The organism is Marinitoga hydrogenitolerans DSM 16785 (assembly GCF_900129175.1).
Lineage (GTDB): Bacteria > Thermotogota > Thermotogae > Petrotogales > Petrotogaceae > Marinitoga > Marinitoga hydrogenitolerans.
Genome location: NZ_FQUI01000016.1, coordinates 11,936 through 36,901 on the forward strand (window position 1 = coordinate 11,936; position 24,966 = coordinate 36,901).

General features: G+C 27.8%; 25 protein-coding genes and 1 tRNA gene. 5 read left to right on the forward strand and 21 right to left on the reverse strand.

Annotation, left to right across the window (positions count from 1 at the left end; translation table 11 throughout):
- Nucleotides 1–110 precede the first annotated feature (110 nt).
- The 12 genes from BUA62_RS05815 to lgt form a co-directional block, all read right to left on the reverse strand.
- On the reverse strand, nucleotides 111–1,106 hold the full coding sequence (locus BUA62_RS05815) for an ABC transporter ATP-binding protein (protein WP_072864425.1): 996 nt from the start codon (nucleotides 1,104–1,106) through the stop codon (nucleotides 111–113).
- Nucleotides 1,103–2,062, reverse strand: coding sequence for an ABC transporter ATP-binding protein (locus BUA62_RS05820; RefSeq protein ID WP_072864427.1), 960 nt, complete (start codon nucleotides 2,060–2,062; stop codon nucleotides 1,103–1,105). Before BUA62_RS05820 ends, BUA62_RS05815 begins: the two co-directional genes overlap by 4 nt.
- A gap of 5 nt (nucleotides 2,063–2,067) precedes the next feature.
- On the reverse strand, nucleotides 2,068–2,940 hold the full coding sequence (locus tag BUA62_RS05825; RefSeq protein WP_072864429.1) for an ABC transporter permease: 873 nt from the start codon (nucleotides 2,938–2,940) through the stop codon (nucleotides 2,068–2,070).
- 9 nt (nucleotides 2,941–2,949) lie between these two features.
- On the reverse strand, nucleotides 2,950–3,957 hold the full coding sequence (locus BUA62_RS05830) for an ABC transporter permease (protein ID WP_072864431.1): 1,008 nt from the start codon (nucleotides 3,955–3,957) through the stop codon (nucleotides 2,950–2,952).
- Nucleotides 3,958–4,002: 45 nt separating this feature from the next.
- Nucleotides 4,003–5,502, reverse strand: a complete 1,500-nt coding sequence (locus BUA62_RS05835) for an ABC transporter substrate-binding protein (protein ID WP_072864432.1) — start codon at nucleotides 5,500–5,502, stop codon at nucleotides 4,003–4,005.
- Nucleotides 5,503–5,710: 208 nt separating this feature from the next.
- Nucleotides 5,711–6,499, reverse strand: a complete 789-nt coding sequence (locus BUA62_RS05840) for an ABC transporter ATP-binding protein (RefSeq protein ID WP_072864434.1) — start codon at nucleotides 6,497–6,499, stop codon at nucleotides 5,711–5,713.
- Between the two features lie 6 nt (nucleotides 6,500–6,505).
- Complete coding sequence (locus tag BUA62_RS05845) at nucleotides 6,506–7,132, reverse strand: hypothetical protein (RefSeq protein WP_072864436.1); 627 nt, start codon at nucleotides 7,130–7,132, stop codon at nucleotides 6,506–6,508.
- 12 nt (nucleotides 7,133–7,144) lie between these two features.
- Nucleotides 7,145–7,369, reverse strand: a complete 225-nt coding sequence (locus BUA62_RS05850) for a hypothetical protein (RefSeq protein WP_072864438.1) — start codon at nucleotides 7,367–7,369, stop codon at nucleotides 7,145–7,147.
- A gap of 13 nt (nucleotides 7,370–7,382) precedes the next feature.
- Nucleotides 7,383–7,691, reverse strand: coding sequence for an STAS domain-containing protein (locus BUA62_RS05855; RefSeq protein ID WP_072864439.1), 309 nt, complete (start codon nucleotides 7,689–7,691; stop codon nucleotides 7,383–7,385).
- A 63-nt stretch (nucleotides 7,692–7,754) separates the two neighbouring features.
- A complete protein-coding gene (locus BUA62_RS05860; protein ID WP_072864440.1) occupies nucleotides 7,755–8,513 on the reverse strand; it encodes a TatD family hydrolase in 759 nt (252 codons plus the stop codon).
- 3 nt (nucleotides 8,514–8,516) lie between these two features.
- Nucleotides 8,517–8,876 carry a cupin domain-containing protein gene (locus BUA62_RS05865; protein WP_072864442.1) on the reverse strand — a complete coding sequence of 120 codons (360 nt, stop codon included), beginning with the start codon at nucleotides 8,874–8,876 and terminating at the stop codon, nucleotides 8,517–8,519.
- A complete protein-coding gene (gene lgt / locus BUA62_RS05870; RefSeq protein ID WP_072864444.1) occupies nucleotides 8,873–9,766 on the reverse strand; it encodes a prolipoprotein diacylglyceryl transferase in 894 nt (297 codons plus the stop codon). Before lgt ends, BUA62_RS05865 begins: the two co-directional genes overlap by 4 nt.
- A 52-nt stretch (nucleotides 9,767–9,818) precedes the next feature.
- Here lgt and BUA62_RS05875 point away from each other — a divergent pair.
- Nucleotides 9,819–9,894 (forward strand) — tRNA-Gly (locus BUA62_RS05875).
- On the opposite strand, the gene BUA62_RS05880 is transcribed toward BUA62_RS05875, so the two are convergent.
- From BUA62_RS05880 to BUA62_RS05915, 8 genes are all read right to left on the reverse strand, one after another.
- The gene (locus BUA62_RS05880) at nucleotides 9,895–11,124 is read right to left on the reverse strand and encodes a tetratricopeptide repeat protein (RefSeq protein ID WP_072864446.1); all 1,230 of its coding nucleotides are present in this window, start codon (nucleotides 11,122–11,124) and stop codon (nucleotides 9,895–9,897) included.
- Nucleotides 11,106–12,401, reverse strand: a complete 1,296-nt coding sequence (locus BUA62_RS05885) for a hypothetical protein (RefSeq protein ID WP_072864448.1) — start codon at nucleotides 12,399–12,401, stop codon at nucleotides 11,106–11,108. The genes BUA62_RS05880 and BUA62_RS05885 overlap by 19 nt, the downstream gene beginning before the upstream one ends.
- An 82-nt stretch (nucleotides 12,402–12,483) precedes the next feature.
- On the reverse strand, nucleotides 12,484–13,635 hold the full coding sequence (locus tag BUA62_RS05890) for a hypothetical protein (RefSeq protein WP_072864450.1): 1,152 nt from the start codon (nucleotides 13,633–13,635) through the stop codon (nucleotides 12,484–12,486).
- Between the two features lie 2 nt (nucleotides 13,636–13,637).
- Nucleotides 13,638–14,486, reverse strand: a complete 849-nt coding sequence (locus BUA62_RS05895; RefSeq protein WP_072864453.1) for a polyprenyl synthetase family protein — start codon at nucleotides 14,484–14,486, stop codon at nucleotides 13,638–13,640.
- Nucleotides 14,473–15,015 carry a bifunctional nuclease family protein gene (locus tag BUA62_RS05900; protein WP_072864455.1) on the reverse strand — a complete coding sequence of 181 codons (543 nt, stop codon included), beginning with the start codon at nucleotides 15,013–15,015 and terminating at the stop codon, nucleotides 14,473–14,475. Before BUA62_RS05900 ends, BUA62_RS05895 begins: the two co-directional genes overlap by 14 nt.
- A gap of 12 nt (nucleotides 15,016–15,027) precedes the next feature.
- Nucleotides 15,028–15,780 (reverse strand): lysophospholipid acyltransferase family protein, encoded by a 753-nt coding sequence (locus BUA62_RS05905; RefSeq protein WP_072864458.1) that lies wholly within the window; start codon nucleotides 15,778–15,780, stop codon nucleotides 15,028–15,030.
- Entirely contained in the window at nucleotides 15,773–16,999 is a 1,227-nt protein-coding gene (gene thiI, locus BUA62_RS05910) for a tRNA uracil 4-sulfurtransferase ThiI (RefSeq protein ID WP_159429501.1), read from the reverse strand. The genes BUA62_RS05905 and thiI overlap by 8 nt, the downstream gene beginning before the upstream one ends.
- A 48-nt stretch (nucleotides 17,000–17,047) precedes the next feature.
- Nucleotides 17,048–17,884, reverse strand: a complete 837-nt coding sequence (locus BUA62_RS05915; protein ID WP_072864463.1) for a YitT family protein — start codon at nucleotides 17,882–17,884, stop codon at nucleotides 17,048–17,050.
- A 103-nt stretch (nucleotides 17,885–17,987) separates the two neighbouring features.
- Here BUA62_RS05915 and BUA62_RS05920 point away from each other — a divergent pair, with 103 nt between their 5' ends.
- From BUA62_RS05920 to ileS, 4 genes are read left to right on the forward strand one after another with little or no spacing between them, the layout of a single operon-like run.
- Entirely contained in the window at nucleotides 17,988–18,461 is a 474-nt protein-coding gene (locus BUA62_RS05920; protein WP_072864467.1) for a Mut7-C RNAse domain-containing protein, read from the forward strand.
- Between the two features lie 4 nt (nucleotides 18,462–18,465).
- Complete coding sequence (locus BUA62_RS05925) at nucleotides 18,466–21,219, forward strand: ATP-binding protein (RefSeq protein WP_072864469.1); 2,754 nt, start codon at nucleotides 18,466–18,468, stop codon at nucleotides 21,217–21,219.
- Between the two features lie 18 nt (nucleotides 21,220–21,237).
- The gene (locus tag BUA62_RS05930; RefSeq protein WP_072864472.1) at nucleotides 21,238–21,594 is read left to right on the forward strand and encodes a response regulator; all 357 of its coding nucleotides are present in this window, start codon (nucleotides 21,238–21,240) and stop codon (nucleotides 21,592–21,594) included.
- 15 nt (nucleotides 21,595–21,609) lie between these two features.
- Nucleotides 21,610–24,357, forward strand: coding sequence for an isoleucine--tRNA ligase (gene ileS, locus BUA62_RS05935; protein ID WP_072864475.1), 2,748 nt, complete (start codon nucleotides 21,610–21,612; stop codon nucleotides 24,355–24,357).
- 46 nt (nucleotides 24,358–24,403) lie between these two features.
- On the opposite strand, the gene rbr is transcribed toward ileS, so the two are convergent.
- The gene (gene rbr / locus BUA62_RS05940) at nucleotides 24,404–24,964 is read right to left on the reverse strand and encodes a rubrerythrin (RefSeq protein ID WP_072864477.1); all 561 of its coding nucleotides are present in this window, start codon (nucleotides 24,962–24,964) and stop codon (nucleotides 24,404–24,406) included.
- Between the last annotated feature and the right edge of the window lie 2 nt (nucleotides 24,965–24,966).

The window sequence follows — 24,966 nt, forward strand, 5'->3', positions numbered from 1 at the left end:
GTATTAATGGTATTCGTAAATTAATAAGTTTTTTCATATCTTCTCCATAGTTTGTTATATTACATAAGAAAAGGGGGAAAATTTCCCCTCTTTAAAATATGTTTTTAGTGTTATTTTTTATTGAATAAATGGCAATTTACTTCATGTTGTTCGTCTAATTTTATTGTTTGTGGCTCTTCAATCTTACATATATCCATTGCATATGGGCATCTTGGATGAAATCTACAACCTTTTGGTGGATTAACGGCATTAGGGACTTCGCCTTGTGGGATGATTTTTTGTTTTTTTAATTTTGGATCTGGTTCTGGAACTGCTGAAATTAATGCTTTTGTATAAGGATGTGCAGGATTTCTATATATATCTTCAAATGTTCCTATTTCAACTATTTTTCCAAGATACATAACAGCTATTCTATCACATATATATTTGGTTGTAGCTAAATCATGAGTAATAAATAGATATGTTAAATTAAATTCTTCTTTTAAATCAATCATTAATTTTAATAATTGTGATCTTACAGAAACGTCTAGCATTGCTATTGCTTCATCAGCGACTATAAATTCTGGTTTTAATACGAGTGCTCTTGCTATAACCACCCTTTGCCTTTGACCACCGGATAAATCACGTGGATATCTATTATAATATTGTTCTGCCGGCTTTAAATTAACCCTTTCCATAATATCATATACTATTTGTTTTTGTTCTGTATAATTTTCCCCTATTTTATGTATTTTCAGTGCATGACGAATTGCTTCACCAATTTTCATATATGGGTTTAATGCTGCCATTGGATCTTGGAAAATAATTTGTATCTTTTTTCTGAATTTTCTTAATTCTTCTGAAGTTAAAGAAGTTATATCTATATCATTAATTTTAATTGTACCAGAGGTAGGTTCTAATAATCTTAAGACCATTCTCCCTGTTGTGGTTTTTCCTGAACCGGATTCACCTACTAGTCCCAACGTTTCTCCTTTTTTTATTGTAAAAGATATATCATCAACAGCCTTTACGAATTTTTGTTCTTTCCTTGTTAAAAATTCTGTTATAGTTCTTTTCAATGGAAAATATTTTTTTAAATTTTTTACTTCGATTAAATTTTGATTCATACTTTCACCTTCTCATATAGCCAGCATTTTACCTTTGTACCTTCAACTTCAAAATCTGGAGGAATTTGTTCATGGCATATACTTTTTGCATAAGGACATCTAGATGCAAATCTGCACCCTTTTGGAGGTTTTACTAGATTTGGCAAATCTCCAGGAATATATCGTAACTCTCTGTCTTCAATATTAGTATTAGGTATAGATTTTAATAATGCTTGAGTATAAGGATGTTTTGGTTCATAATATATTTTTTCTGCAGTTGATAGTTCAACTAAATGTCCAGCATACATAACACCTATTCTATCAGCTAATTCAGCAACAACACCTAAATCATGAGTAATTAAAATCATAGACATTCTATGTTCATCTTTTAATTTTTTTAATACTGTCATTATTTGGGCCTGTACAATAACATCTAATGATGTAGTTGGTTCATCTGCAATTACAATTTCCGGTTTCAAAACAAGAGATAAAGCTATCATAACTCTTTGCCTCATTCCACCAGAAAATTGAAAAGAATATTCGTTCATACGTATTGGGTCTATACCAACATCTGATAATATTTTACCAGACATCTCGAGTGCTTCTTCTTCAGGTATATCAGGATAATGAGATTTTATTGTTTCCAAAAACAAATCTTTTACCTTCATTATAGGATTTAATGACGTCATTGGGTCTTGGAAAATCATAGAGATATGTTTTCCTCTAATTTTTCTCATTTCTTTCTCATTGTATTTTGCAATATTTTTATTTTTAAAAAGTATCTCACCATCAATTTTTGCATTCTTAGGTAAAATTTTCAATAAGGATTTTCCCAATGTAGATTTTCCACATCCAGATTCTCCTACTAACCCTAATGTTTCATTTTCTGATAAAGTTATATTGACATCTTGAACAGCATTAACAAATCCATTCCTTACTTCATAATTAATATTTAAATTTTTTATTTGTAATATCAAAAAACTCACCTTCTTTCACGAATGGTAGGATTCAATAGTTCATTAAGGCCTTCGCTAAACAAAGAAAATCCTAAAACAATGGTTATTATAGCCATTCCAGGATATAATATACCCCACCATGCTCTTGATAAAACAAATCTCTGACCATTACTTAAATCATACCCCCAGTCTGGTGTTGGAGGAGCAATACCGAGACCTAAAAAGCTTAATCCTGCTTCGGTCATAATTGCGTCAGCTAAATTCATTGATAAAACAACAACAACAGAAGGTAACACGTTTGGTAAAATATATTTAAACAATATTTCCCAATTTTTTGCTCCAATAGCTCTGGCACCTTCAACATAAAGTTCATTTTTAATACTAGAAACCTGATTCCTTATAACTCTAAAATATGTTGGAGTATAAACAACAGCTATAGATAAAGCAATATTAACCATGCCAGGTCCTAAAACAGCAGCTATTGCAATAGCTAATATTAATCCAGGAAAAGAATATATTGCATCCATTATTAATGTTAGAATTCTATCTAAAGGACCACCTATATACCCTGATAATAGTCCTAAAGGAATTCCAAATGCAGATGCAAAACCGACAGAAATAAAAGCTATAGATAAAGCAATTCTGGAGCCATATAATATTCTGCTAAAAACATCTCTTCCAAGATTATCTGTTCCAAAAATAAATTGACTATTTGGTGCGCTTAAAGCTCTACCAACCCTTTGTATAGGATTATAAGGGGCTAATTGTGGAGCGAAAATAGCCATTAGTATATAAAATAATAAAATCATTGCACCTGCAAAGGTTATCCAACCTGTTCCAGTTTTAAAAAGTTCTTTAAAAAACAATCCGATTTTATGTGAAAAAAATTTTTCTTCCATTTTATCACCTCAATATCTAACTCTTGGATCAATTAGAGCATTTATTATATCAATAACAATACTAATAATAATTACAAAAAATGCAAAAAAGACAATAGTTCCCTGAATAGCTGGAAAATCCCTATATCTAATTTTCATAACTAGATAACTTCCAAGACCAGGCCAAGAAAATGTTGTTTCGGTTAAGACGGCACCAGCTAATAAAATAGCCAATTGAAGTCCCATAACTGTCAAAATAGGAACCATAGCATTTCTTAAAGCATGTTTATACAATACTCTTTTTTCACTAATCCCACGTGCTCTTGCAGCAGTAGAAAAATCTTGAGATAACATTAATATTGTATTGTTTCTAACCATTCTTAAAAATATACTTGAAATAACTAAACCAAGAGTAATGCCAGGCATTAGTAAGTGTTTTAAGACATCAATAAATGCCTCCCAATTTCCTGAAATTAAAGCATCAAATAAAAAAAATCCTGTTTTTGTATCTAACGAAACGATAGGAGATAATCTACCAGCAACAGGTAGCCATCTTAGTATCATTCCAAAATAATATTGCATCATTAAACCAAACCAAAAAACAGGTATGGCGTAAATAAACACTGCATAAACTCTTGCAGAGACGTCTATAATTCCATCTCTGTGCGCCGCTGCTGCACTACCCCAAAAAATTCCAATTAAAACGGCGATAATAAAAGCGAATAAGGTTAATTCTACAGTTGCAGGAAATCTATCTATTATTTCATTCCATACGGGTCTTGATGTAAGGGTGGATGTACCAAGATCACCCTTTAATAATTTACCAACATAATCAAAAAATTGTGCAATAATAGGTTTATCTAAACCTAATTCATGACGTTTTTGTTCTATAACCTCTTGTGGAGCTTTTCCACCCAACATTGCTAAAACAGGATCACCTGGAATAATTCTAAGAACAAAGAATATTACAATTAATAAAATGAACATCATAGGTATAGCCAATAAAATACGTGTGAGTATATAATCTTTTAAGGACAAAGTCATCACCTCTTTTAAAAACCCCGCCATGCGGCGGGGAAATTATTATTTCTTTTCGATTAAATAATATCTGAAGATTTGTGTAGGCTCTAATAATACACCTTTTATATTCTTTTGAGATGCAACAACAGCAACACCCTGCCATAATGGAATATTAGGAACATCAACAACTAAATGATTTTGAACTTGTTCATAAAGATCAGATCTTGTATTTTGATCAACACAAACTCTAGCAGCTTTCATTATAGATTCTGTAATTGGGTTTTCATAGAAACTACCCATTGATTTTGCGCCGTTGGTACTTAAGAATGGCCATAAATAATCGTCTGGATCAATATAATCAGGATACCATCCTAATAAGAATAAACCCATAGTTCCATTTAAGAAATAGTCAACATATGTAGACCATTCAGCATATTTGATGTTAACTTTGATAATTCCAGTTTCTTCTAAAGATTCTTTCAATACTTGAGCAACGTCTGCTTCAGTTGTACCATAATGTGTAGGTGAATACCATAAATCAATAGTTAATGGTTTATCTGTCCAATAACCTGCTTGTTGTAATAATCTCTTAGCTGCTCTTAAGTTTCTTTTCGGGAATACGTCTTCATGACTCCACATTCCCATAGGAACCATTGAATACAACGGTTGAGCTAATCCAACAAATACATCATCAACGATTCTTTGTCTATCAACAGCATACATAATAGCTTTTCTCACTAATGGATCAGAGAATGGGGATTGTTTGGTATTTAAGACAAGATATCTTATTTGAGGACTGCTTCCTTTTAATACGTTAATATTAGGATTATCTTCAAGATCATTAATATCTCTTGGATCTAGATGTCTAAATGCAACATCAATTTGACCAGTTTCTAAAGCTAATCTTAAAGTTGCTGCGCTTTCGTAAAAAGTAATAACAACTTTATCAGTTTTTGGTGCTGGTCCATAAAATTTATCATTTTTTTCTAAAACAATTCTTACGTCTCTAATCCATTCTGTGATTTTATATGGTCCAGAAGCAGAAGGAGCACCTTCATAAAATCCATTTTCTGGATAAAGATTAGGATTTACAGGCCAGGCTACAGTGTATCCTAATACAGAAACAAATGCGGAGAATGGATATTTTAATTTAATCTGAAAAGTATGATCATCAACAACTTTTGTGCTGCTAACAATGTCTGTTAATAAAAATGCAGGGTCGCCGTTTAATTTCATTGCTCTGTCTATTGAATATTTCATTACAGAAGCATCAATTGGAGTTCCATCTTCAAATTTAGCATCTTTTCTTAAATAGAATGTATAAACCAATCCGTCAGGAGAAACCTCCCATTTCTCAGCTAAAGCTGGAACGAGATTTGAAGTGTTCACTTCATAATCTACCAAGCCAACCAACACATTTTGAAGAATATTACTTGAAAAATAATCATAACATTTTGCCGGGTCCAATGTTCTGATCTTGTCAGTTGTTCCGACAACTAAAACTTTTGATGAAAATGCTACAAGTGATAATGCTAAAAGTAAGACCAATAACAACTTTTTCATACTATCCCTCCCTCTAAGTAATGTTAAATAAAAATTTAAAATTAGTAACTTTTGATTTTTGATATAAAAAATCATAAACATATTATAACATAAAAAATATATTATTTACAAGAGGTAAAAATAAAAAAGTGCAATTTTTTTACAAATTGCACTTTAATCTCTTTAAATTAAAGATAATAAAGGTATTAGAAATATAAAAAAAACATGTCTATTTTTTTAAATATCCTAACACAACTTCTCTAAAATCTGGATTTCTTCCTATTTTTTCAGAAGTTTTCACTAAAATACCATCATCTAATTGAGTAATTATTTCCATTTCTTCCGTCATTTCACTTTGTTTTACAATTTTATGTTCAGATAATGCCTTTTCAATATTACCTTCAAAAGTAGTTTTTCCGGAATTAATTATAGCAAATCTTGTAGCAATTAATTCCACTTCTTCAATATGGTGAGTTGACATAATCACTATATTTTCACCATTAGAGGTGAAATCTTTTAACATTTTGAGAATTTTATCTTTTTTAACAGGATCGATATTTTGTGTAGGTTCATCAAGAATTAATACCTTTGGTTGTGAAGAAAACATAAGAATAATATGAAATAATGTTTTCATACCGGAAGAATATGTATGAACAGGTTTATTTATAGGTAGATTAAATTCCATTATCAATTCTTTATATTTTTTTTCATTCCAATTTGGATATAATATTTTCCATAATTCAGCATAATCATATGGAAATAAACCTTTAAAAGTGACACGTTCTTCAAGTAATACAGCAATATTTCTTTTTTTAAATTTATTTAATTTTTTTTCGAAAACAAGTATTTTCCCTTCATCGGGTTTTAAGTCTCCATATATACATTTTAATGTAGTGGTTTTTCCTGCACCATTTGGACCAACTAAAACATAAATATCGCCAGGATTAATCGTTAGATTAACATCTATTAAAGCGGGTTTATGTCCATAAGATTTTTCAAGATTAATAACTTCAATCATTTAAAATCACCTCAATGAATTTGTTATAAGCCATGCAACGATTATTAATACAAAAATTAAACTTATAACGGTAAATATTTTATTTTTATTCTTTGTATAATTTGATGAATCAGAAAAGTGAAAAATAAACATTACAGAGAAAAATAAGAATAAAGAAATTATATTTATAAATATGTTTTTTTGTGTAACTAAGCTATAATCTCTTATTAAGTCATTCGATTTAAGGAATAAATCCACTAACCAGATGGAAATTGGAATATAAATTCCACCAAGTCCTTTTAAAGAAGATAATACACTTAAGCTATAAAAAAATGCAAAGAATAATAAAATGCCTATTAATCCAATTAAATCAGAATTTTTGGTTATTCCATAATATAAGCTTTTTGAGAAAAGAAGTAAACTTGCACCAAATATATAGTATGATAGATAAAGTTCAAATCTTGATATAGGAAGTGTTGAAATTAAAGAAAAAGATTTATTTTCCATTTCTCTAGTAAATAAGGTAGATGCAAATAATACAGCAAATAAATTTCCTAAATCATTAGGTAAAAAAAGTAAAATAGAAATAACTATTAAATAATATGATTTTTGTCTAAATTCTTTTTCAAATACAAACTTTAACGTTTTTATCATTGTTTCACCCCATTATTTTATTGTTAATAAAAATTCAAAAGAAGGCATATAATTAGTTATTATAAGAATAAAAACAGAGAAAAATAAGATTAAATATAGCCATTTTCCTTTTTCGAAATTCATAGAAAATACAATGGCAGCTAAAGCTTCCAATATAATAGGCAATATTGGAATATTCGAAAAAAATACTCCTAAAACAGCTATTAATATAGCAGCATAAAAAATTAATATTTTCATAAATTTCCTCCTCTTATTTTTGTATGGTGAATACTTCCTGAAGTTTCAATAAAGCAAATAATTTTTGGATTTTTTCATCCATATTTATTAGGATTAAGTTTTTTCCATTCTCATTTAATTTTTTTTGCAAGGCTATCAATTGACCTATTCCTGTACTATCTATTGCCATTAGATTAGAAAAATCGATAATTATGGTAGATATATCTTTTTTAGGTAAAACATCAGATAATTCACTATTAAAATCGTGAATATCATATAATGTAAACTCACCAATAAGACTTATAGTGTAGATTTTATTTCTTTGTTTTTTTAATACTTTCATAATGTCCCCCTTTAAATAAGCTATATGAAAATTATATCATAAAAACCTCCCTTTTGGGAGGTTTTACAGTTTAAAAAGTTTTTTAGCATTATTTGATAAAATTTCTGATACGTTATCTTTATTTAATCCCTTTATTTCAGCAATTTTTTCTATAATATATTTTACATAAATTGGATTATTCTTTTTTCCTCTAAAAGGAACAGGTGTTAGAAATGGTGAATCTGTTTCTGGTAAAATGTATTCAACCGGCGTATTTTTTACAACTTCAATTAATGTGTGATTATTTTTAAAGGTTATCGGTCCATCAATTCCTATATAAAATCCCAAATCTAAAAATTTTTTTGCTGTTTTCCAATTAGAAGAAAAACAATGGACAACACCGGTGTTTTCTGGGATACCCTCATTTATCAATAAATTAAAAGCATCATCATATGCATCTCTAATATGTAAAATAACAGGTAATTCATTTTCTTTAGCAATTTGAAGTTGGTTTGAAAATGATGCAAATTGTTCTTTTTTTGTAGTATATTCTCTATAATAATCTAAACCTATTTCACCGATTGCTACAACCTTTTTGTTATTTGCTAACACATAGATACTATCATAATCCTTGTTTGTTAGATTTTTTGAATCATTTGGATGAATACCTACAGAACAAAATATATTTTCATGTTCATTAGCTAATTCTACAGTTTTAAATGAGTTTTCAACATTTATCCCAACTTCTATTACAAATTCAATGTTATTAATTTCAAAAGATTTTATGATTTCTTCTTTATCATCAATTAAACTTAAATGACAATGTGTATCTATTAATCTCAATTATTATTCGCCTCCACTTTTTGGAATTACACAAATAAATTGGCTTTCTCCATCATTTATATTTTTAAATTGATGTTCGACATTTGGTGGAACAAATACAAAATCTCCTTCTTCAGCTACTACATATTCCTCACCATTAAATACTTCTAATTTTCCTTTTAGAACAAAAACTTCATGTTCCCAATCGTGAGTATGCTTTGGTGAAAAACCATTTTTTTCTAATGTAAATAGTCTCATGACAAAATTAGGAGCGCCCAATTTATTTCCTATTAAAACTCTTTTATGGGCCTTTTTCACATTTATTCCATCATCATATGTTATAGGTTCAATATCCATAGCCTTTCCTACATAAGCTTTTTTCATAATATTCCTCCTTTTGAATTATTTGTTTTCTTTTTTAAAATAAAATACATAAATATTCCAATAATTATAAATAAGATACTTATTAATACAGCAACTTTCATTCCCAAGAACATTAAAGAATCTGTTCTCAATAATTCAATCCAGGCTCTCCCAGATGAATATAATATCAAGTATAGAGAAATTATCTCTCCATCGAATTTTTTTCTATTTCTGGCATAGTAAAAGAGGAATAAAAATATACCTAAATTCCACAAAGATTCATATAAGAATGTTGGATGAAAATATTCAAATTTTTCGTATCCTGGCATTCTATATGGTTTTGGCACAAACATTTTCCACGGTAATTCTGTTGGAGCACCATAGGCTTCGTAATTGACAAAATTTCCCCATCTTCCAATAGCCTGTCCTAAAGGTAAAACATGTGCTAATAAATCTAATCCAGTTAAAAAATTAAAGGTTACATTTTTCTTTAATTTGGTATAAAGAAATACAGATAGCAAAGCTCCTAGAATTCCGCCATGTATAGCCATTCCGCCATGCCATATTTTATAAATTTCTGAAGGCATTTTTGAATAAATATCCCAATTAAACACTACATAGTAAAGCCTTGCGCCAATAATAGAAAAGAAAATCCCAATAACAACGGCATTAGACAGATCATCTTCTGAAATTCCCCATTTTTTTGCTGTATCATTCGCTAAATAAAAACTTATAAATATTCCTGAAGCAATTAATAAACCATACCATCTAATTTCCAAAGGTCCTAATGTTATTAATATAGGATTAAGTATTAATTTCCCAGAAAAAACCAAAGGTAAAAAAAAGATTAATATAATAGCTGTTAAAAATATAGACACTATTAAAGTACGTTTAAATAATTTATCTTTCATAATAACCCCCTTGAAAAAAGTTTTAAAAAATGATATAATACTTCATTGGAATGCGGGTGTAGCTCAGTTGGTAGAGCATCAGCTTCCCAAGCTGAGGGTCGCGGGTTCGAGTCCCGTTGCCCGCTCCATTATTCGATCATCAATGAACCTCTATTTTTTTCTGCAAAAATTTCTTTAAAGATATTATGCAAATCTCCTTTTGTGAATTGCCCCCCTTTCTTTATAACTTCTTCATCAAGTTTTTCAAGAGAATCTAATCCTTTAATGTTTGATACAATAATACTACCTTCAGGTTCTGACATAATTTTATTATATTTTGTAATAACATCAATTGGAGGTTTGATAGTTTCAATATTGTCTAAATTTTCCATTTTATCTTTTTCTATAAAAGCTTCAATATTCTCAGCTTCAACATTTTCTTCTGGTTTTTCAGAGGTTTCTTTATTATTTTCTTCAACTTCTAATACATCATCAATATCTAAGTTGATATTTTTATTTTCTTCTTCTTTCTCTTTATTTTCTTCTGTTTTTTCAATTTGTTCATTATTTATAGGTGTAGGTTGTTCTTCAAGTACCTCTTCATTCAATAATTCATCTACATTTAATTCTTCGAGATTAGTTTCGAGTGTTTGAGATGTTTGTTGTTCGATAATTCCAGGAACTTCAGTAGATTCAACTTCATCAATATCCATCTTTTTTTTCATTTTTTCATATTCTTCCCATAATTCTTCCAGTTCATCAATTTTTACTTCTAATATTTCTTCCACAGGTATTGATTCTTCTTCTTCTTCTTCAATATATTCACTTTCTTCAATATTTTTGATTCTTTCAGTTTTATTACTAAAAGAATATCTTTTTAAAACAAAGAAATATGTTAAAAATCCCATAGTAGCCACTATAAATAGAATAACAAAAGCAACAAGAAAATAATAGAATAATCCAATTTTCATATTGTTATTTGTAGTTGCTTCTGTAGCAGGAAAAGAGGATTTTAATTTTAATGATTTAAAATGCAATTCTTCTTGTATATTTCCTTCTGACATACTTTTTAATGCAAGCAATGTTTTTGGATCATCATAATATTTTAAATATTTTTGAGCTTCATCGTATTTTTTTAGATAAAATTTTGTCCATCCTAACATGTACCTAATGTCGGGATATTTAGTTTCAATTTGAGCAGTGAGTTTTAAAGCTTCTTCAAAAAACCTCTCAGCGCTTTTATATTCACCAGTTTGAAAAGCGCTTTTCCCATTAAAATAATATATTTCTGCTCGATCAAGGAGTGTTTGAGTAAATCCTAATATTATAAATAGTAAGAAATATATAAAAAACATTTTTTTTAGTATTGTACTATCCATAATTCAAATCCCCTATCTTTTTTTATTAAAGTTAAAAAAGAATCTGTTTTGTAATCAATGATATCAATAATATTGAAATCATTAAAGGCTTGATATTCGCCAGGGAATATTTTATTTTTTAAATCAATATAGGTTGCATAATTTTTATCAAAAATCCATAATTTATTGTTGTTTTCTAACATTTTAAATTTTCCTACATCACTATCTCCTAAAATTTGCAGCTTTTTGTTTTTAGTATCAAAAACCAATAGTTTATAATCTGAAGTTAAAATATATAAATAATATGCTCGAGAATAATAATCTGTAAAGTAACCTATATTTTTCTTTAAAATATCTTCAAGACCTGTTTTTGTTACAATTGTTTCCCATTTGTTATTTTTTCTCTTTAATATTTTATTTCCTAAAATCATATAAAAGTCATTATTCAAAACTTTTAGTGAAATAAACATAGTTTTATCAGCTATTATTTTTTTATTCTCGAATACAGTTGCCAGACCATTTTTATAGTCAACATATATATATTTTCTTATTTCTGGCAAGTAAAAAACATTATCATGGATATCAAAATCTATATTTTTTATTTTTATAAACTCGTATGAACTATTATCAATAGCATAAACACCATCATTTGTAGTTATATAAAGTCTATTTTTATATTCTAAACTTCCTAAAATATTTTTCTTTAAAATATTTTTACCATCAAGATCGTATATACCCTTATTTGTGCTAATTAAAATATTTCCCGATAAATTAAATATTTTCCCATAATTTATATTTTCTAAATATAGTAGTTGTTCAGTATATTTTAGTAAATTTTTCTTTTTATAATTTTGTGGTTTTTCATAAATTTTTGAAATTTTTTCTTTTTTTAGTTCTTCTTTTACAGTTTTTTCAAGAACTTCTTTTTTGGTTTCAGGAAATACATCATCAGTAATATTTGGTATATTTACTTTTTGGATGCCTTCAGAAAGATTTTTTTGTAATATTTTGAGAACATCATTGTTAGAATATAATTTATTATAGGGAAGATCAAATGTATAAAATTCAACGCCATTTAATTTTGCACTGTCAACAGTTACTAAACCATCACCCATTCCATTGATAAATTCTGGGTAAAATGTTGCTAATTTTGTATTTTTAATATGAACTTTTATATCTGGTTTAGTACCTGTGTATATATAATATTTAATATCATTTCTTCGATCTAAAGAATTTATTTTTTTTATAAATTCCGAATCAGGTAAAAGTTCTTTATAATACGAAGAAATTAATTCCATCTTTGAAGAAATATTTAGAAATAAAGAATTGTATTCTTCTTTATTTAACCCATAGGTTAATTCTATAATTTCAGGGCTTTTTTTATATATAATTATAATATATTGGATTAACTGTGTTTATGCCTTTATTAGGAGGTGAAAACATACTGATGCTTCTTACGTTTTTAATTTCTGGATGTTTCTCTAATGCATATCTAACGATTAAACTACCAATACCTTGAGTAATTATATCGAATTGTTTATTATGTTTTGTTTTTAATTCTAAAGCAAATCTTTCAGCTTCAAATTCAAGATAGCTATTAGATCCTGTTCTTATAAAATAACCAAAAAAGGCATCCATATAGCTTTTAGGTTTTGTTTCTAATAGTGGATATTTATAATACCAAATCGTTCTATTTGGAAAATATAAACTCCAAACATTTTCACCATATAAATTATTAATGGTTTGGGTATTTGGAACAAATCCAAGAAAATTATTATCTATACCCTGAACCAAAATTAAATCAGGTTCTAATGAAGAAGGTTTTTCAATTAATGTTTTTAAACCAAAAGAAGCTTCCTTGGGTGTTGGATCAACATACAGTCCGAATTTTGAAAAGTGAAAAGTATTTGCTTGCACAACATATGTTCCTAAGGATTCATCTTTAAATATTTCACAACCAGAAAGTTTTTTTATTATAGGTGGATCATCATCTGAAGCATATACAATGGAAAAATTATTAAAATTATCACCATAATAAAGATTCATAGGAATTTTATATTTTATTTTTATAGGTTTTAAAGAAGATTCTTCTTTATTGTCATCAGGGATTATTTCGTATATAGGTCCATAAAAGTTGCCTAAAGTTTTTAAATTTTGATATACGGCGGAGTTTTCTTTTAAAGCTCTAATTGTAAAGTTTTTTTTATATTGGAACGCATCAGGTGGAATATATAAAAACAAATTCGATATTGAAGCAGATTTAGCTTCGTTTTCTATTTTTAACTTACTTGTAGTAAATCGTGGAATAAATATAATAGATAATAATATTATTAAAACAAAAAGCAAAATCATCCCAAGCAACATTAATTTTTTCTTTTTTTCCAGTTGCTTGAATTCTTTTAAATCACTGATAAATTTTTTAATATTTAATTTTCTGAATTTGAATTTACCAAAAATACCAAACAATTTGCCAAAATCGAATTTCTTTTTTTTCTCGGATTCTTTTTGAGGAATTTTTTCTTTTTTAGCCATTATTATTTCCTTTCAATTAAAACTTTTATCTTTTTTAATTCTTCAATAAAATCATTAAATTTTAATTTTGAAAGAATTAATAGGGTTTCATCAAACAATATATCAGCATAATATTTAGCTTCTTCAATGGGGAATATCTTTAAAAATGTATATTTATTTTCATCATTATTTAGATCTTTTCCAATATCATTAAAATTACCGTATTTATCCTTTATATCATCATAGATTTGAAAAGCAATACCGAAATTTTTTCCAGCTTTTTTTAATTCTTCAAAATCCCTGTTATTATTTATTAAAAGCGAAGAACACGCAAAAGAAAATTCGAACAAAGCAGATGTTTTCTTGATATACATATCTTCTATTTTTTCTTTTGTGGGAGAAATAATTTTTTTTTCTAAAGCTATATCTATAGTTTCGCCTTCAATAAGTTTTAAAGTCGTATTGGCGAAAAAATTATTTAATGCATAAGCTTCATCTTTGTTAAAAGTGGAGAAAATTTTAAAGGGCAAAATAAATCCAAGATCACCAGCTAAGATGGCTCGCCATTCTCCGAATTTTTTGTGATTAGATTCATTACCTCGTCTGAAATTACTGTTGTCTATTGCCGGTAAATCATCATGTATTAATGAAGCGGTATGCATAATTTCTGCTGCGAATCCTATTTTTAAAAGTTTTTCAATGTCTATATTATAATATCGTCCAATATTATAAATTATCCAGGGGCGTAATCTTTTTCCACCAGAAAAAAAAGAATATATAAAAGATTCTTTTAATATATCTGTTAGATCTAAATGATTTAAAAATTCATTAGCCTTTTCGTCAAAAAATTTTTTAAAGTCATTTATTTTCACTATCCTCATTCCCTTCGTCAAAAAAATGCTTTTTAATTGTATCGATATCAAAATTTTCAAGAAATTCTTTAAATTCTCTTCTTTTGTTTTCTTCATCTTCATTTTTGTGTTCATCGATAGGAATAAAAGAAATATCAATACCATTTTCTATCACTAATTTGTCTTTTACATATATAGGAATTTTTGATTTTATAGCTAGTATTAATGCATCAGAAGGCCTTGAATCAATTATTATTTCATTTTCCTCTTTTTCTAAAAAGATATTAGAGTAATAAATATCATTTTCCATATTGATTATTTCGATTTTTTTCAAAAAATATCCTTCTTTTTCTAATATATTTAATAAAAGATCATGAGTTAAAGGACGTGGGGTTTTCTGTTCATTTATAGCTAAAGCTAAGTATGTTGCCTCGCAAGCTCCTATCCATATTGGGAGTCCTATATTTGTGTGCTCGATTCTTAAAAAAACAACGGGAGAGTTCGAAACTTTATCAAGCCCCATAGTAATAACATCAACTTTTTTAAACATGTAATCACTTCCTTATTTTTCATTAACTTCTGAAGCTAATAAATTATAAATATAAGTTCTTAACTCTTCCTCATTTTCGAATTTTTTTGGATCAACAGGGGTGAAAATTTTTACTTTCACATTATGTGGAGTTAAATAATAATCATTCTTTTTTATTATTTGATATGTACCATTGATAGAAACTGGAACAATTTTAATACCATATCTATAAGGAATCATTAAAGATCCTCTTTTGAATGGTTTTACCTTTCCATCTAATGTTCGAGTGCCTTCTGGAAAGAGAGCAAGCTTTTTTCCTTCAGCAAGTTTCTTTTTTAACTCTCTAAGTGCTCTTGCAGCTTGAGATGAGTTTTTTCTATCAATGAAAACAGAACCTAAAGCTTTTATATAAGATGATATTATAGGTGCTTTTTCTAATTCTTTTTTTGCAATAAAACCTACGGGGTGAACGTAACCAATGATTAAAGGAATGTCCAATAGACTTTGATGATTAGCTACAATAATGTAAGATTCGTTTTCTAAAGTGTTTAAATCAAATTCTTTTTCCACATCGACCTTTATTCCCATTAATTTAAAAGCTCTCATTCCAAAATTGGAGACAACATTTCTTAAATAGTAATTAGCTTTTTCTTCATTCGAAAATAATTTTATTATTTTTGAAATAAAAAGAACTAAAGATCCATATATAACAACATATCCAAAAAAACCAACATAAAACCATATGGTTAAGAGTAATCTTTTTAATAAGAGTGTAAATTTATTCATAGTCTATTACCTCTTTCTCTGAAAAAATATAATTTTCAATAATTTTCCCATTTTTTATTACATAAACTAAGCTATTGTTTAATGCATCTAATTCCAATTCAGAAAAATTTTCAATTTTTGTTTCTAATTTTTTCATCTTGTTTGGGAAAGATTTAGTTGCAGGGCTTTTTGGTAGAAAAGCAACGCAACTATCTTTATAAGGCCAAATAGATATATCATAAGTGCCTATTTCTTGAGCTTTTTTTACAATTTCCAATTTTTCATAACCTATTAAAGGTCTTAAAATCAGCATATCAGTAGCTTTGGAAATACTGATCATATTTTCCAAAGTTTGTGAAGCAACTTGACCAAGATTTTCGCCTGTTATTAATGCGGTGCTTTTTGTATGTTTTGCTAATACAGAAGCAATTCTCAACATAGATCTTCTTTGTAAAATTAATGAGTAACTCTCTGCTTTTAAATTTTTAATAGCTAATTGAACATTTGTGAAAGGGATTATATAATGGTAAAAATTAAAAGGATAAAATTCACTTAATCTTTTACTCAACTCCAATAATTTTGTTATTGTTTTTTCATTATTACTTGGTGGGCTATAAAAAGATATAGCATTTAATTTTAAACCACGTTTCATCATTGTCCATGCTGCAACAGGACTATCAATTCCACCAGATAACATTATACTAGCTTTTCCACCTGCACCAACAGGATATCCGGCAAAGCATTCTATATTTTCAAAATAAATAAAAGATAATTCCTGTCTTATTTCAACACGTATTAAATAATTTGGTTTATGTACATCAACCTTTAATTCAGAAAATTCATTAAGAATATCTGCTCCTAAGTTTTTGTTTAAGTCAAAACTTCTGATAGGAAAAGTTTTATCTGTACGCCTTGCGACTATTTTAAATGTTCCTCGCTCAATCTTTTTCTCTTTCAATAACCATATGATTTTATTTTTTATATCTTCATAATCTTTTTTTACTTGAATAGCTGGGGATATTGACTTAATACCAAAAACTTTTTTTAAAGAGTTTAATAAACTTTCATCAATTTTTTCATTTTCTTTTGGTGTAACAATAATTCTTCCATAGATTTTTTTTGCGCTTACTTTGTGATTTAGTTGAAGAACAATATTGTTCATTAATTTACTTTCAAAAATTCTTCTGTTTTTACCCTTTGTACCAATTTCACTATATTTTATTACAACAAAATCATACACAGCAATTCCTCCTCTATTATACTATAATTTTATTAATTAGCAAAAGGTTTATATTCTTAATTGCTCAAATCCCTGTCCAAATACGCCAACAACAGAAGACATTGAGATAAAAGCTTTTTTATCATATTTTTTGATAATTTTTAACACAACAGGTAATTCTTTTCTTTTTATTATTGTTAGAATAACATTTTTATTTTCTTTTGTATACCATCCAGTTCCTTGAAATACAGTAACGCCTCTCCCAAGGGTGTTAGTAATTTCATCAGCAATATATCCATAAGCCTCTGAAAAAATAAATAATTGAACAGAAGATTTTCTCCCTTCTAATACTAAATCAGTAGCATATCCCGCTATTGCCATTGTCACATAGCTATATATAATTTTTTCAAAAGAGCCAAAAATAAAAATTGAACTTCCAATAATAATTATATCAAATAAAAACATAGTTCTTCCAGGACTTACATTTCTATATTTGTTAATTATCATTACAATTATTTCTGTTCCACCAGTACTTCCACCTGCTAAAAATACAATACCTATACCTGTTCCTAATAATATTCCGCCAATTACAGTAGATAAAAATTGATCATAAATAATAGGAGAATGGAAATAATTTTGCAAGAGTGTAATAAATAAAGATGAACTGAGTATACCATATATGGTTTTAAAGCCAAAAGATTTTTCGATAATTTTCATTGCAATAAAAAGGAGAATAATGTTCATTAATAAATAACTAATTCCAACGGGGATTCCTGTCACATAATATATCATGGTACCTACACCACTTAATCCTCCGCCAACAATCTTCCATGGAATTAAAAATATAGTCCACCCTATTGCATTGATAAAGGTGCCCAGGGAAATTAATAATATTTCTTTTATCATTTTAAATCTCCTTTCTTGTTTGTTAAAACTAATTATATCAAAATAATTTTAATTTCTGAGTATTATTGTTAAAAATTTCGAATTTTTATAGTATAATATTATTATGAATGAATTTTGTTTTATCCTAGATGCAACTTTGGGTAAGTTAGCCCAAAAGATTAGAATTTTAGGATTTAATGCAATGTATTTTAATAATATAACATATGAAGAATTGGAAATTTTTATTTCCAAAAACAGTAATTGTATAGTTTTAACCAGAAATAGGAAATTTTATGAGAAATTAAAAGAAAAATATGATATTTTATTTATAAAGTCAGATTTATGGAGAGCACAATTGAGGTTTGTAGTAAAAAAGTTGAATTTAAAACTGATTAATTTAAAGATATTTTCGAGATGTATTATTTGTAATTCGCAACTTGTAAAGGTTAAAAAAGAAAATTATAAAGACATTATACCTGATCATGTGTACAGGACGTGTGATGAGTATTCATATTGTGAAAAATGTCAAAAAATCTATTGGCATGGTACGCATGTAGAGCATGTATTGTGTGATTTGAGGGAAATATTTAAGGAGTGATTAGATGCTAAGTGATTTATTAAAAAATTTTTCTAATGAAAACCCATCTAAATTATTAAAAACAATTTTAAATGAAACTGCTAAAAATTTATCAAAAACATTTAAAAGGGATATATTCATATTTGTTCACGAGCCACCAAGAGATTTACTTAAATTATTGGGTGCTTCAAAAAAATGTGAAGCGGTGGAAAAATTTAAGATTTATTTTTCCGATAACAAAGGATTATATGAAAATTTATTTAATAAAGAAATCTATAAAATGACAGTTGAAGATTTTGAAGAATTAAAATGTTTAAATACAAACGAACTTTATTTAATACCAATTGTATTAAATAATTCTTTAATAGGAGCATTTGGATTACCAAATAAATTTGATGAAAAAGAACTAAAAAAATTTATAGATGAAACAGAAAGTTATGGGATTATTTTAAAACTAACTATGGAATTTCTTGTGTTAGAAGAAACAAGAGACAGGCTTGAATATATTGAAGAAATAACAGATTTGTTTGAAAATATATTAGATGAAAATATTTTGGTGAGAAAGATTATAGAAACAATTAAAAATATGTTACATGCTCAAGGTGTTTTGTTATGGAAAATTGAAGGGAATAAATTAATTTTAAAAGAAAGTTTAGGATTTTCAAGTAATGAAATATCTAAAAATATATTAAACGAGGAAGACTCTCTTGAAGGACTATGTAAAAAAAATAAAAAACCTTTTTTAGTTGTTGGAAAAAAGAGATTTGAAAAATTTAAAGTACCTCTTCAAACAGAAATTCTATCAGCTTTATATGCACCAATAACAATTGATAATGTTGAATATGGAGTAGTTAGTGTATATAATAGAAAGGAAGGTTTTGGGTTTAGACCATATAAGCATTTTGATAATTTTGATTTATCTTCTTTACGGAATATAACTCGAAGATTGGGGTTGGCTCTTAGCAGAATATATTTATATGACAAATTAAAAGATGAAATAGAAAAATTAATCACATTAAAGAAAAATCATGAAAATTTAATTAAAATCCAGAGAGAACATCTTGATAAATTAAATTCATTACATAAAATCAGTCAAGCAGTGAGATCGACTTTTGATAAAATAAATGCAATAAAAATAATGTTAATGGGGCTAACAAGTGTTAGAGGATTGAAATTTAATAGAGCTTTATATTTAGAAAGAGATAGAACAAGAGGTGTCTTGGTTCCGAAAATTTGGGTTGGTCCGTCTGATGATGAAAATGTTGAAAATATTTGGAAAGAAGCTAATAAAAGAGCATTAAGATATGGAGATATTGTTCAATATTTAAGAGAAGAAGCGATACAACTTCCATCTAATAATAAATTAACTCAAAGTGTAAGAAATAAACTTATTGTATACAAAGGTCAAACTATTCTGGAAAGAGCTGTTACGAAAAAACATATAATTCATGTGGTTCCACAAATGATAAAGTTAAAAAGTGATGAACTTCAATACTTATATGAACTTATAAAATACGATGAATTTGTAATAATACCAATTACGGGCAAATGGGAAACAAAGGGTGTTGTTATAGCAGATAATAAATTTACTGGAAAAGAGATAACATCTGTTGATATAGAAATTCTCAGATTATTTCAAGATAGTATAGGACTTTCTATTGAAACAATTGAAAATTATGAAGAATTAAAAGAAAAAACAAAATCTCTTGAAGAACAAAAAAATTTGATAGATTTCTACAGACGATTTAATGAAAATATTTTGCAAAATTTAGCAGTGGCTGTGATAGTAATAGATAGAAAAGGAAAAATATTAGAATGGAACAAGAAAGCAGAATTATTTTTTGATAAAAGTAGAGAGCAAATAGTTGGTGAAAGCACAGAAATATTAAAAGAAAAGTTAGGTATAGATGTCATAAATTCTATAGAAAGTATATTTTTCACAAGAGAAGAAATGAAGATGCCAAAATATATAATTCAACAGGGATATGAAGAAAAAGTTTTTGATATACAATTAGCACCGTTATGGAATAGAGATTTAGATGTAATAGAAGGAGTTATAGTTACTTTCGATGAAGTTACAGAAACATATAAAATGGAAAAAGAAATTGCGCGTAGAGAAAAACTTGCAGCTATTGGTGAAATGACTGCAAGAGTAGCACATGAGATAAAAAATCCATTAACCATAATAGGTGGCTTTGTTAATAGAATGATGAAAAAATTAGATCAACCTGAAAAAATCAAACAGTATTCTCAAATTATAATGGATGAATTATCTCATTTGGAAAGTATTGTTTCAGAAATTTTGGAATTTAGTAGAGGAAGTAGAATTCCAATGTTTGAAAGTGTTGATTTAAATTCTATGATAAGCGAAATTATTTTGATGTATCAAGATTTCTTCCACCAAAAAGATTTAGAGTTGAAATTTGAAAAAATGTTTGATAAAATAGAGGTAAAATGTGATAGAAGTAGAGTTAAACAAGTTTTGATAAATTTAATAAAGAATGCGATTGAAGCAACAAATGAAAAAAATTACGTTTACATAAAAACAGGTATTGAAAATGAATACGTGTTTTTTCAGATTGAAAATAATGGTAAACCTATTCCAGAAGATGAGCAAAATAAAATTTTTTCACCTTTTTTTACTACAAAGGTTCAAGGAACAGGCTTGGGGTTACCAATTTGTAAAAAAATAATAGAAGAAGAACATAAAGGTAAACTTTATTTAGTAAAATCAGATGAGCGATCAACTATTTTTAGGTTTGAATTACCTTTAAATTAATTTTTGGGAGGGGTTAATATGGCTAGAATTTTAATTGTTGATGATGAAGATAATATTAGACTTTTATTAAAAGAAGAATTAGAAGATACAGGTCATGAAGTAATTGAAGCAAATTGCGCTAAAAAAGTATTAGAAATATTGTCAAAAGATCAGAATTTTGACATCATATCGTTAGATATAGAAATGCCTGAGATGAATGGTTTAGAATTAGCTGCAGAAATTAGAAAGAAATATCCGAATAAAAAAATCATATTGATGACCGCTTATAGTCATTATAAAAGTGATATGGCATCATGGGCAGCAGATGCATATGTTGTAAAATCGTTGGATCTAACAGAATTTAAAGATACTATAAATAGACTTTTACAAATTTAATGGAGGTGCTTTACATTGGATTATAAGGATACGTTAAATTTGCCGAAAACATCGTTTAAGATGAAAGCAAATTTAAAAATGAAAGAACCAGAGACATTAAAAAAGTGGGAAAAATTGAATCTTGAACATTATATTAGAAAAGAAAGAGAAAATGAGCCAACATATATTTTGCATGATGGACCTCCATATGCAAATGGTCATATTCATTTAGGTCATGCTTTAAATAAAGTTTTAAAGGATATAATAATAAAATATAAAGTAATGCGCGGGTATAATGCACCATATGTACCAGGTTGGGATACCCATGGGCTTCCAATAGAACATAAGGTAACTACAGATTTGGGTGAAAAAGCAAAGCAAATGAGTAAATTGGAAATTAGAAAATTATGCGAAGATTATGCGATGAACTATGTAAAAATTCAAAAAGAAGAGTTTAAAAGATTAGGTATTAGAGGTGATTGGGAAAATCCATATTTAACATTAAAGCCTGAATATGAAGCAAAAGTTTTAGATATATTGAAAAAGATGGTAAATGATGGTAATGTTTTCAGAAGCAAAAAACCTATATACTGGTGTCCAAGTTGTGAAACGGCTTTAGCTGAAGCTGAGATTGAATATCATGATCACACATCACCATCAATATATGTTAAATTTGAAATGGTAGATGAACCAAACACATATGTTGTTATCTGGACAACAACACCATGGACATTGCCAGCAAACGTTGCAATAGCTGTTCATCCTGAGTATGATTATGTAAAGATAAATATTGGAGACGAAAACTGGATTTTAGCTGAAAGTTTAGTAGAAAATTTATTAAAAGTTGCTGGAATTGAAGAATATAAAATAGTAGATAAATTTAAAGGAAAAGACTTGGAATATAAAAAGACAAAACATCCATTTATGGATAGGGAGTCTGTATTAGTATTAGCAGATTACGTAACATTAGAAGATGGTACCGGTTGTGTACATACTGCACCAGGACACGGTGCAGATGACTATCAAACAGGTTTAAAATACAAACTACCTGTTTTATCCCCTGTTAATCATGAAGGTGTATTTACTTCCGAAGCAGGAAAATATGCAGGATTACATATTTGGAAAGCAAATAAGATAATCATAGAAGATTTAAAAAATTCCGGACATTTAATAGGTAAAAATGATATTAAACATTCATATCCACATTGTTGGAGATGTAAAAAACCGGTTATTTTTAGAGCTACAGAACAGTGGTTTATTTCTGTAGATAAAAATGATTTAAGGAAAAAAGCATTAGATGAAATTAATAAAGTAACGTGGATTCCAGATTGGGGGGTAAATAGAATAACCTCAATGGTTCAAGAAAGACCAGATTGGTGTATTTCAAGGCAAAGAGCTTGGGGAATTCCTATTCCAGCGATATCTTGTAAAGAATGTGGTGAAACATTTTTAGATGAAAATGTAATGGAAAATGTTATAAAAATTGTTGAAAAAGAAGGAACAAATGCATGGTATGAAAGAGATGTTGAAGATTTCTTACCAGAAGATTTCAAATGTCCTAAATGTGGAGGGACACATTTTAATAAAGAAGAGGATATATTAGATGTATGGATAGATTCAGGTTCTTCATGGGACGCTGTTGTCAATGTAAGAGATGATTTGAAGAAATACCCTGTTGACTTATATCTTGAGGGGACAGATCAGCATAGAGGTTGGTTCCAGAGTTCATTATTCTTATCAGTTGCTAAAAACGGAATAGCGCCATATGAAACAGTATTAACCCATGGATTTATAAAGGATAAAGATGGAAGGAAAATGTCAAAATCTTTAGGTAATGTCATCAGTCCTTTTGATGTAATAGATAAATATGGTGCAGATATATTGAGATTATGGGTAGCTTCTAGTGACTATAGAGGTGATATTAGAGTATCTTTTGATATTTTAAAGCAACAAACAGAAGTATATAGAAAATACAGAAATACTATAAGATTTTTATTAGGTAATACTTCTGATTTTAATCCTGAAACTGATGCTGTATTATATGAAGAAATGGAAGAGTTGGATAAATGGGTAATGATAAAAATTCATCAATTAATAGAAAAAGTAACAGATGCTTATGAAAAATATGAATTTTTCAGAGTGCATCATTTAATAAATAATTTCTGTACAGTAGAAATGAGTTCTATTTACTTAGATATAATAAAAGATAGAGTATATACAGAATTACCAAAATCAAAATTAAGAAGGTCTGCACAAACAGTTATGTATGAAGCACTTGTTGTATTAACTAAGTTAATGGTTCCATTATTAGCTTTTACGACAGAAGAAATTTATACATATTTACCAACTAAAAAATATGAAACTGTTCAATTAGAAAAATGGCCTGAAGTTAATACAAAATATTTCGATAAGGAATTAGAAGAGAAATGGAATAGAATATTTAAATTAAGAGAAGATATTACTAAAGCTTTAGAAGAAAAGAGAAGAGAAAAATTTATTGGACATCCTCTAGATGCAAAAATTATTGTTGAACCTAAATCAGAAGAATTAAAAGAGATATTAACTTCATACGATCCATATTTTGTTGCGGATTTATTTATTACATCACAATTTGAATTAGGAATTGTTGATGATGGTTTTGATGGAGAATATGCAAAGGTAAAAGTAGTTAAAGCAGAAGGTAAAAAATGTGAAAGATGTTGGAAAATACATCCAGAGGTTGGTTCAAATGAAAAATATCCTGACGCATGCCCAAGATGTGTAAATGTATTAGAACAATTATAGTATAATATAAAAATAACCTAGAGGCAAAATTACCTCTAGGTTATTTTTATATTTTTACAAAATAAGCTTTTGGATGATTACAAGCTGGGCATTTTTCTGGAGGTTCAAAACCTTCCATGATGTATCCACACTTTTCACATTTCCATAATACTTTTTTATTACTTTTAAAAATATTACCTGTTTCAATTTCATTTAATAAATTTTGTAATATTTCAGCATGATGTTTTTCAGCAACAGCTATAGATTTAAACAAAATAGAAATATCTTTGAATCCTTCTTCTTCTGCAATTCTTGCAAATTCAGGATATAATTTTGAATATTCCTCAATCTCTTCATTTATAGAGAATCTTAAGTTTTCAATAGTATTTCCTATTTTTCCAGGTTTAAAAGAAACTGTTAAATTTAAATCTCCCCCTTCAATATGCTTATAAAAGTTTTTCGCATGAGATCTTTCATTTTCAGATAATTCTAAAAATGTTTTTTGAATTTTAATATATCCATCCTTTTTAGCAACTCCTGCAAAAAAATCATATCTGTTTCTAGCTTGAGATTCACCGATAAAAGCTATTAATAAATTTTTCTCTGTTTTAGAGGATTTAATAGACATTT

Excerpts from the sequence above, each read along its gene's own strand:
- BUA62_RS05815 (WP_072864425.1), bottom strand. The coding sequence starts at position 1,106 with ATGAATCAAAATTTAATCGAAGTAAAAAATTTAAAAAAATATTTTCCA.
- BUA62_RS05915 (WP_072864463.1), bottom strand. The coding sequence starts at position 17,884 with ATGATAAAAGAAATATTATTAATTTCCCTGGGCACCTTTATCAATGCA.
- BUA62_RS05855 (WP_072864439.1), bottom strand. The coding sequence starts at position 7,691 with ATGAAAGTATTAAAAAAACAAAGAAATAAAATCTACACTATAAGTCTT.
- BUA62_RS05890 (WP_072864450.1), bottom strand. The coding sequence starts at position 13,635 with ATGGCTAAAAAAGAAAAAATTCCTCAAAAAGAATCCGAGAAAAAAAAG.
- BUA62_RS05925 (WP_072864469.1), top strand. The coding sequence starts at position 18,466 with ATGCTAAGTGATTTATTAAAAAATTTTTCTAATGAAAACCCATCTAAA.
- BUA62_RS05885 (WP_072864448.1), bottom strand. The coding sequence starts at position 12,401 with ATGGAATTAATTTCTTCGTATTATAAAGAACTTTTACCTGATTCGGAA.
- BUA62_RS05865 (WP_072864442.1), bottom strand. The coding sequence starts at position 8,876 with ATGAAAAAAGCTTATGTAGGAAAGGCTATGGATATTGAACCTATAACA.
- BUA62_RS05845 (WP_072864436.1), bottom strand. The coding sequence starts at position 7,132 with ATGATAAAAACGTTAAAGTTTGTATTTGAAAAAGAATTTAGACAAAAA.
- BUA62_RS05905 (WP_072864458.1), bottom strand. The coding sequence starts at position 15,780 with ATGAATAAATTTACACTCTTATTAAAAAGATTACTCTTAACCATATGG.
- BUA62_RS05840 (WP_072864434.1), bottom strand. The coding sequence starts at position 6,499 with ATGATTGAAGTTATTAATCTTGAAAAATCTTATGGACATAAACCCGCT.
- BUA62_RS05930 (WP_072864472.1), top strand. The coding sequence starts at position 21,238 with ATGGCTAGAATTTTAATTGTTGATGATGAAGATAATATTAGACTTTTA.
- lgt (WP_072864444.1), bottom strand. The coding sequence starts at position 9,766 with ATGAAAGATAAATTATTTAAACGTACTTTAATAGTGTCTATATTTTTA.
- BUA62_RS05900 (WP_072864455.1), bottom strand. The coding sequence starts at position 15,015 with ATGTTTAAAAAAGTTGATGTTATTACTATGGGGCTTGATAAAGTTTCG.
- BUA62_RS05850 (WP_072864438.1), bottom strand. The coding sequence starts at position 7,369 with ATGAAAATATTAATTTTTTATGCTGCTATATTAATAGCTGTTTTAGGA.
- BUA62_RS05825 (WP_072864429.1), bottom strand. The coding sequence starts at position 2,940 with ATGGAAGAAAAATTTTTTTCACATAAAATCGGATTGTTTTTTAAAGAA.
- BUA62_RS05835 (WP_072864432.1), bottom strand. The coding sequence starts at position 5,502 with ATGAAAAAGTTGTTATTGGTCTTACTTTTAGCATTATCACTTGTAGCA.
- rbr (WP_072864477.1), bottom strand. The coding sequence starts at position 24,964 with ATGTCTATTAAATCCTCTAAAACAGAGAAAAATTTATTAATAGCTTTT.
- BUA62_RS05880 (WP_072864446.1), bottom strand. The coding sequence starts at position 11,124 with ATGGATAGTACAATACTAAAAAAAATGTTTTTTATATATTTCTTACTA.
- BUA62_RS05920 (WP_072864467.1), top strand. The coding sequence starts at position 17,988 with ATGAATGAATTTTGTTTTATCCTAGATGCAACTTTGGGTAAGTTAGCC.